Origin of the sequence: Mycobacterium sp. (genome assembly GCF_032162105.1) — a bacterium.
Lineage (GTDB): Bacteria > Actinomycetota > Actinomycetes > Mycobacteriales > Mycobacteriaceae > Mycobacterium.
Genome location: NZ_JAVRPS010000104.1, coordinates 1 through 7,896, shown reverse-complemented (window position 1 = coordinate 7,896; position 7,896 = coordinate 1). Strand labels below are relative to the sequence as shown.

The window sequence follows — 7,896 nt, the reverse complement described above, 5'->3', positions numbered from 1 at the left end:
CTCGGCCTCGACCTGGTCGAACAGTGCTGCGATCTGGGCCTCGTCGGCGACGTCGGCACCGACCACCAGCGCCCGGCCGCCTGCTGCCACGACCTGATCGGCGGTCTCCTGAGCACGTTCCCGGTTGCCCGAGAAGTGCACGGCGACAGACATTCCCTGCGCGCCGAGCCGAACGGCGACCGCGCGCCCGATGCCACCGGACGCACCAGTGACGATGGCGATTCGATCTGTCATTTCTGCTCCCCTTGATACGTGTACGCTTCGTCCATATAAGCATGAAGTGGACTATTCGTCCATATATTCCCGAAGATCGTCAGGAGACGCCGTCAGATGGCTGCAGTCGAAGACCGTCCCCGCCGCGGCAGGGGGCGCCGCCCCGCCGACGAGGTCCGCGCCGAGATCCTCGCGGCGGCCGGCGAGCTGCTGCTCGTCGAGGGCATGGCCGCGTTCACCATCGACAAGGTGGCCGCCCGGTCGGGGGCCAGCAAGATGACCATCTACAAGTGGTGGCCGTCCAAGGGCGCGCTGGCGCTCGACGGCTACTTCCACCAGGTCGAGCAGAAGCTCCAGTTCCCCGATTCGGGCGACATCGAGGTCGACCTGCGTACCCAGTTGCACGCCTTCCTGGCCGTGGTGCGCGACGGCCCTGCCGGTTCGGTGATCGCCGAGCTGATCGGCCAGGCCCAGTCCGATCCCGATCTGAAAGCCGCGTATCTGCAACGCTATTCGTCACCGCGTCGCGCCTTGGCCGTCTCGGCGATGGAGGCGGCGAAGACGCGCGGGCAGCTGCGCCCCGATCTGGACCCCGAGTCGGTGGTCGATCAGCTGTGGGGAGCCTGCTACCACCGTCTGTTGCTGCCCGACCAGCCGCTGACCGAGGAGTTCGTAGACGCTTTGGTGGACAACCTCTTTCGTGGCATCACACCGGATCGATGAGCCGGGTCAGCGACTCGAGCAGTCCAGTGACACCGTGATGGTGCGGTTCACCACGACCTCGATGAACTCGTCCCTGCCCTTGCGCCGGTTCACCCGGACCAGCCTGGTCTGCTCCTGCGGGTTGCGCACGCTGGTCACCTCGCACTCCGAAAGCGGCGCGCTGCCAATGCGATCGACGTTGACGTCGAAGCCCTCCGCCTCGAGCTGGCCGATGGTCGCGATGGCAGAGCCCGAGGCCGCCGACGCCGATCCCGCAGGGGCGAGGATCATTCCGATGGCCGCTGCCAGGGCGACCAGGGTCAACAGGGTTGCACGCATCGCATGCTCCGTTCTCGTTCGGGGCGTTGCGATGTCGCGATTCGCCCGCATCTCGGGTGGCCAGTTGGCCTTCACTCACATAGACGAGACGGGCAGCAGTTTGGTTCACGAGAGGTACACAGAGAAGGACCCGGCCGGGAGGGGTTCCGGCCGGGCCCTTCGATGTCACGCCCTATGCCGGCGCAGGGATTTTCTCCTGCGCAGGCTGTTCGGCGCGGGGATCGTGATCGTCGAGCATGGTCAGCTCGTCGAACGGATCGTGACCGCTCAACACGGCGTCGACCTTGGTGCGGTCGATGGTCTTCGTCCACGAGCCGACCAACACAGTCGCGACGGCGTTGCCGGAGAAGTTGGTCACCGCACGCGCCTCCGACATGAACCGGTCGATGCCGACGATGAGGCCGACGCCGTCCAGCAGATCGGGGCGGTGGGCCTGCAATCCACCTGCCAGCGTGGCCAGCCCGGCACCGCTGACGCCCGCCGCGCCCTTCGAGGCGACGATCATGAACACCAGCAGCGAGATCTGCTCGCCGATCGCCAACGGCTTGCCCATGGCGTCGGCGACGAACAGCGACGCCATCGTCAGGTAGATCGCCGTGCCGTCGAGGTTGAACGAGTAGCCGGTCGGGACGACCACGCCCACGGTCGTCTTCTCGACGCCGAGGTGCTCCATCTTCGCGATCAGCCTCGGCAATGCCGACTCGGACGACGAGGTGGCGAAGATCAGCAGGTACTCCCTGGCCAGGTAGCGGACCAACTTGAAGATCGAGACTCCGGCCACCACCCGCATCAGGACGCCCAGCACGCCGAACACGAACAGGATGCAGGTGATGTAGAAGCCGAGCATCAGCGTGAGCAGTTGGGTGACCGCACTCCAGCCGGTCTGGCCGACGACGTTGGCGATGGCGCCGAAGGCACCGATCGGGGCCAGCCACAGGATCATGACCAGCACCTTGAAGACCAGCTTCTGCAGGTGTTCGATGCCGCGCAGGATCGGCTCACGGGAGTTTCCGAGGCCTTGGACGGCGAAGCCGACGAGCAGGGCGACGAACAGCGCCTGCAGCACGTTGCCCTCGGTCAGCGACGAGAAGAGGGAGGTCGGAATGATGTGCGTGATGAACTCCATCAGGCCGCCGGCCTCGTGGGCGGTCTCAGCCAGTTGGCTGCCCTTGGCCGCCGACGTCGGGGACAGGTTGAGGCCGGTACCTGGACTCAAGAGGTTTCCGACGACCAGACCGATCGCCAGTGCGACCGTCGACATGATCAGGAAGTAGAGGAACGCCAGTCCGCCGACCTTCCCGACGGTGGCGGCGGCGCGCACCTTGCCGATGCCGAGCACGATGGTGCAGAAGATGACGGGGACGATCATCATCTTGATCAGGCTGACGAACATGGTGCCGAGAATGCCGACGCTCTTGCCGACCTCCGGCGCGAGCAGTCCGACCACCACGCCGGCGACGACGGCGACGATGACGGCGATGTAGAGCCAATGTGTTCGATCGCGCCGCGCGGGCGGCGCGGCGGTGTCGAGTGGGGTGGTCATGGTGTGGTCCCTCCAGTTCGTGACAGTCGTACGGCGAAACTGATCTGCAAGGATGGTGTTCCCATAAGTGACCCAGGTCACGCTTTAGTTCATTACGTTCACGTTCGACGGTGCGGAGGCGCAATGCGCAGGTGGTGGGCACCTTCGATGTGGGCGCCCCGCTCGCTGGCCGGCCAGGCGATCGCCCTGCAATTCGTGGTGATCTCGGTGGTGGTGCTGGCAGGCAGCGCGCTTGCCCTCGTCGACGCCCGCCAGGACGGTGAAGCGACCGCACGCCAACAGGTGGTGAGCATCGCGACGGCTCTGGCCGATGCGCCCTCGACCGCCTCGGCCATCGAATCCGGACAGGCCACCCAGGTTCTGCAACCGATGACCGAGGCGGTGCGGACCAACACCAACATCGCGTTCATCACGATCATGTCGCCGGAAGGAACCCGCTTCACCCACACCGATCCGCAGCAGATCGGTGGCCACTACCTCGGCACCATCGAACCGGCGCTGCGCGGCGAGACGTTCACCGAGGTGTACACCGGCACGCTGGGGCCGTCGGTGCGGGCGATCGCTCCGGTGCGCGACGGGTCGGGACGGGTCGTGGGACTGGTGTCGGCGGGCATCACGCAGCAGACCCTGGCAGAGCGTTGGCGCGACCAGTGGCCGACCATCGCGATCGTCAGCGTCTCGGCCCTGATGATCTCGCTCGTCGGCGTGTGGGCGATCCGCCGCCGGCTGCTCCGGCAGACCCACGGGCTGCGGCCCGACGAGTTGCGGGTGATGTACGAACACCACGACGCGATCCTGCACTCGGTGTCCGAGGGGCTCATCGTGCTCGACGATGGCCACGTGGTCCTGGTCAACGACGAGGCACGGCGCCTGCTGTCGCTGTCGCCGGGCACGGTGGCCGAGTCCGACCTGCCGGAGTTCCTCCGCACGTACGACCCCGGCGTCCGCGACGAGGTGCACGTCACCGACGAGCGGGTGCTGGTGGTCAACCGATCGCGGGTCGGAGATTCGCCCCACTCGGAGGTCGTGACGGTCCGTGATCGCACCGAATTGCAGGGTGCCCTGGGCGAACTCAGCTCGCTGCAGGTGTTGACCGACTCATTGCGCTCGCAGGCGCACGAGGCCGCCAACAAGTTGCACACCGTGATCACGATGGTCGAGATGGGCCGGTCGGAGGACGCCGTGAAGTTCGCGACCGACGAATTGGCCCTGTCCCAACGACTGGTGGACCGATTGTCCGGCGAAGTCGCCGAACCCGCGCTGGTGGCACTGCTGCTCGGCAAGACCGCGCAGGCCGACGAGCGCGGCATCGCGTTGACCATCACCGAGGACACCCACCTTGCCTCGGACACGGACAATGCGGCGTTGACGGCGCAGGAGATGGTCACGGTGCTGGGCAATCTGGTGGACAACGCGATGGACGCGTGTGACCGCGACGATCCCTGGGTCGAGGTGACCGTGAGCCAGGACGACGAGGAACTGTTGATCCGGGTGGCCGACAGCGGCGCAGGCATGGACGCCGAGACGTTCGAGAGGTCGATGCAGCGGGGCTATTCCACGAAGTCGGCAGGCGACGGGGAGCAACACGGGCTGGGCCTGGCGTTGGTGGCCCAGGTGGTGAAGCGGCACGAGGGCACGCTGACCGCCGACGTGACCTACGGTTCCGTCGTCACCGTGACGGTGCCGGGAACGGCGCGGTGAGCCCGCAGATCTCGGTCCTGATCGTCGAGGACGACCCGCTGATCGCCGAGGCGCACCGCACGTATGTGGAACGCCTGGAAGGCTTCTCGGCCACCGTGGTGGCGCACACCGCCCGCGACGCCATGCATGCGGCATCGGAGGCGGCCGCGGCAGGGACGCCGATCGAGTTGGTGTTGCTCGACCTCGGGTTGCCCGACGCCAGCGGGATCAGCCTGGCGTCGGCGCTGGCGGGGTTGCGGCCGGCGCCGGACATCATCGCGATCACGTCCGAGCGGGATCTGGAGATGGTGCGCGCCGCCGTCGCCCACGGCGCGCTCGCGTATCTGCTGAAGCCGTTCACGTTCGCGGCGTTCCGGGACCGGCTGGAGCGCTATCGGCGATACCGGGTGGCGCTGCCCGCCGGCGTCGATGCGGCGAGTCAGGCCGAAGTCGACCGCGCCCTTTCCGAACTGCGTTCCGCTGCCGACAAGTCCGTGGCACCCAAGGGCGCGGCGCCGCAGACCCACGACGACATCGCCCGCGCGGTGCGCGACGATCCCGACGGCGTGACCGCCGACGTGGTGGCCAAACAGGTGGGGGTGTCCCGGGTCACGGCGTGGCGCTACCTGGAACGGCTGGCCGACGACGGCACCGTCATCCGACGGACGGACTACGGCAAGGCCGGCCGACCCAAGACCCGCTACCAGTGGCGCTGAGCCACGAGCGAAAGGGTGACTGTGCGATCGACTCGCACAGCCACCGTCCCGTCGTCCCGGCGCTTAACCCCTATTGAACAGATTGCCGATGCCGTTCAGCACGCCGAATCCGGCATTGCCCACTTGGGTCAACGCGTTGTTGCCCGCGGTGCCCACCTGAGTCAACGCGTTGTTGCCCGCGGTGCCCAGCTGGATCTGGCCGTTCTGGAGGGCGGTGCCCGTCTGCGAGATCGCGTTCGTCCCCGCGGTGCCCACCTGGATCTGAGCGTTGGAGAGGGCGGTGCCGAGGTTCACGAGGAAGTTGGTACCGGCGTCCCCGACGGATGACTGGGCCAGAGATGACTGGGCCGCAGCTGACTTGGGGGTGAACTTGTTCCCGTCTTGCGTGACGACGTTGTGTCGATTCTCGGCCGAAGCCGTTCCCGCTCCCGCGAGTGCCATCCCAGTTGCGATAGCTGCGGCACCACCTGCGATCCCCACTGCGGTGACGAGCTTGCCTGCTACCGACCTCTGTTGTGCGGCCATGAGCTTTTCCCTTCAGCAACGAAATTGACGATGGCTATGTAGTTACCACAATGGGGTGTGATCAAACCCACATCGGGAAACATTCTTTTGGTCTCTTCTCGGCGCGACGCCAGTCATAGACGTTGGAGCCGTCTCGTGCTCCGCCTTGACGGTGCCGCGCACACCCGCATTTGAAGTTGCTGGCACAGGCAGCCAGCAAATCGTTATCCAGAGATTCGGGGTAATCGTCGGCGCCCGACCGGGCGCGCTTTCGAAGCACGCAGCACTGGCTCCCGCGCCCGATGCCTCGCCAAACTGTCTCGAGGACGCGTTGCTGGCAACGGTGACAGCGCAGTGAACACGACCGACGGCACCCTGCACCGCTATGAGCGATTCGTTTGCGAAAACCGAAGGCCCACGTAGATCGACGTCCGAGGCAGACTGGACGGCCCCTGCATGGCCCAGTCGCTTCGCAGCTAGCCGGGATGAGAATGCGGGGCGCACCACGAGCGTCCGCAGGCATGCTGGAGTCATGTTGGAGCGACCGCCTGCGTACACCAACCGCCGTCGGGCCGAGGCGTTCGGTTCGGCTGCCGATGTCTACGACCGCTACCGTCCGCGCTATCCGCAGTCTCTCGTCGACGCTCTGGTGTCGCGTGACGGTATACGGACACTCGACGTCGGAGCGGGGACCGGTATCGCATCGGTGCAGTTGATGGAGGCGGGTGCCGAAGTCCTTGCCGTGGAGCCCGACCCGCGCATGGCAGCCATAGCCGTCGGCAAGGGCATCCGCGTGGAGCAGGCGACGTTCGAAGACTGGCAGCCGGCAGGCAGGACGTTCGATCTCGTCGTATTCGCCCAGTCGTTCCACTGGGTGGAGCCACGGCGCGCGCTGACGAAGGTCGCGTCAATCCTTGGTCCTGGCGGTCGTCTGGCACTGCTGTCGAACCGCGTCACGCCCGTGTCGCCGACGCGGCAGGTTCTCGACGAGGCCTACGCGGGCCTTCTCGACGTGTCCCAGCGGCAGGCGATCGACGCCGCCCACGATGACGGGCTGACGGCGATCGTCGAGGAGTTGGGCTTCACCATCGAGCGGCACCGCGTCGTCGAACGGCTGCACTACGCCACTGACGACTGGGTGAACATGGCGTTCACCTTCTCCAACGTCCTCGTGCTCGAGCCACGGGCCAGAGCCGAGCTACGGTCTCGACTCGAGGAACGCATCGGTGCCACCGGAGTCGACGCCCGAAAAGAGGGCGTCGCCGTCATCCACACACCGCAAGCGTCGGCTTAGACGCCTGCGGGCTCGAGCTCGCGGATCTCCACCGCGGCAACCGGATTGGCCGCGACCAGAGCCGCGTACAGCATCGGCTCCGGCGCGGGCACCGCGTAGGCGGTGACGCCACCGGCGCAGTCGGCGACGTAGAGCCGGTCGACGCCGACCGCGACGCACGACGGCCGGGCACCCACCGAGATGGTGTCGACGACGGTCAGCGTCTCGGTGCTCAACACCACGACGTGGTCGTAGTCGACGACATACGCCCGGGTGCCGTCGACGGACAGCGCGAGCTGGGTCGGCGCCGTCGCGACCGGCACGCTGGCCACGATCCGGTTCGCCACCAGGTCGATGGCGTGCAAGACGCCACGCTCGTTGAGGTCGGAGGTCAGCACGTAGGCGGTGCTGTCCAGGCCGATCTCCATGCCGCGGATGGCGTCGCCCACCTCGAGCGACCGGTGCACCCGGCCGGTCTCGAGGTCCACGACGACCAGCCGGCTGCTGCGCGCGTCCGATACCGCCGCGTAGAGGCGGCGGCCGGAGGCGTCCACCCGCAGGGCGTCGATGTTGGTGTCGTCACCCTTGGCGAGGTAGATCGTGCCCACCCGGTCTGCGGTGGTGTCGATCACGGAGACGTCGATACCGCCGTCGCCGGCGCGACCGGCGTAGACGCGCTTGCCGTCGGGGCTCGCGGCCATCGCGGTGACGTTGAACGACAGCGGGTACGACGCGATCACGGCACTGGTCCTGATGTCGATCACGGCAACTGCGTCGTAGTTGGCCGATGCCACGCCGACGTGGGCGCGGCCATTCGCGACGACGACGGCGGACGGCTCACGGGCAGCGACGCCGCCGGTCACGGCCAGGCTCTTCGCGTTGAGCATGACGACGTTGTGGTCGCCGTAGTTGGTGACCACCAGGGT

Annotated in this window: 9 protein-coding genes; 4 read left to right on the top strand and 5 right to left on the bottom strand. The window is 67.0% G+C overall.

Annotation, left to right across the window (positions count from 1 at the left end; all coding sequences use genetic code 11):
* The coding region (locus tag QOC69_RS05170) for an SDR family NAD(P)-dependent oxidoreductase (protein WP_526437047.1) at window positions 1-234 on the bottom strand (234 nt) is incomplete at its 3' end.
* A 96-nt stretch (window positions 235-330) separates the two neighbouring features.
* Here QOC69_RS05170 and QOC69_RS05165 point away from each other — a divergent pair.
* Complete coding sequence (locus QOC69_RS05165; protein ID WP_526437045.1) at window positions 331-936, top strand: TetR/AcrR family transcriptional regulator; 606 nt, start codon at window positions 331-333, stop codon at window positions 934-936.
* Window positions 937-942: 6 nt separating this feature from the next.
* On the opposite strand, the gene QOC69_RS05160 is transcribed toward QOC69_RS05165, so the two are convergent.
* Window positions 943-1,254 carry a hypothetical protein gene (locus QOC69_RS05160; protein ID WP_526437043.1) on the bottom strand — a complete coding sequence of 104 codons (312 nt, stop codon included), beginning with the start codon at window positions 1,252-1,254 and terminating at the stop codon, window positions 943-945.
* Window positions 1,255-1,426: 172 nt separating this feature from the next.
* Window positions 1,427-2,797 (bottom strand): dicarboxylate/amino acid:cation symporter, encoded by a 1,371-nt coding sequence (locus QOC69_RS05155; RefSeq protein WP_526437041.1) that lies wholly within the window; start codon window positions 2,795-2,797, stop codon window positions 1,427-1,429.
* 147 nt (window positions 2,798-2,944) lie between these two features.
* Between QOC69_RS05155 and QOC69_RS05150 the strand changes: the two genes are divergently transcribed.
* Both QOC69_RS05150 and QOC69_RS05145 read left to right on the top strand, forming a co-directional pair.
* Window positions 2,945-4,498 (top strand): ATP-binding protein, encoded by a 1,554-nt coding sequence (locus QOC69_RS05150; protein ID WP_526437039.1) that lies wholly within the window; start codon window positions 2,945-2,947, stop codon window positions 4,496-4,498.
* The gene (locus QOC69_RS05145) at window positions 4,495-5,193 is read left to right on the top strand and encodes a response regulator (protein ID WP_526437037.1); all 699 of its coding nucleotides are present in this window, start codon (window positions 4,495-4,497) and stop codon (window positions 5,191-5,193) included. The genes QOC69_RS05150 and QOC69_RS05145 overlap by 4 nt, the downstream gene beginning before the upstream one ends.
* A gap of 63 nt (window positions 5,194-5,256) precedes the next feature.
* Here the strand turns inward: QOC69_RS05145 and QOC69_RS05140 are convergent, their stop codons facing one another.
* The gene (locus QOC69_RS05140; RefSeq protein ID WP_526437035.1) at window positions 5,257-5,718 is read right to left on the bottom strand and encodes a hypothetical protein; all 462 of its coding nucleotides are present in this window, start codon (window positions 5,716-5,718) and stop codon (window positions 5,257-5,259) included.
* 511 nt (window positions 5,719-6,229) lie between these two features.
* Between QOC69_RS05140 and QOC69_RS05135 the strand changes: the two genes are divergently transcribed.
* Window positions 6,230-6,991 carry a class I SAM-dependent methyltransferase gene (locus tag QOC69_RS05135; protein WP_526437033.1) on the top strand — a complete coding sequence of 254 codons (762 nt, stop codon included), beginning with the start codon at window positions 6,230-6,232 and terminating at the stop codon, window positions 6,989-6,991.
* Here QOC69_RS05135 and QOC69_RS05130 read toward each other — a convergent pair.
* A partial coding sequence (locus QOC69_RS05130) for an MmpL3/TtfA transport complex stabilizer (protein ID WP_526437031.1) occupies window positions 6,988-7,896 on the bottom strand: 909 nt, incomplete at its 5' end. The genes QOC69_RS05135 and QOC69_RS05130 overlap by 4 nt on opposite strands.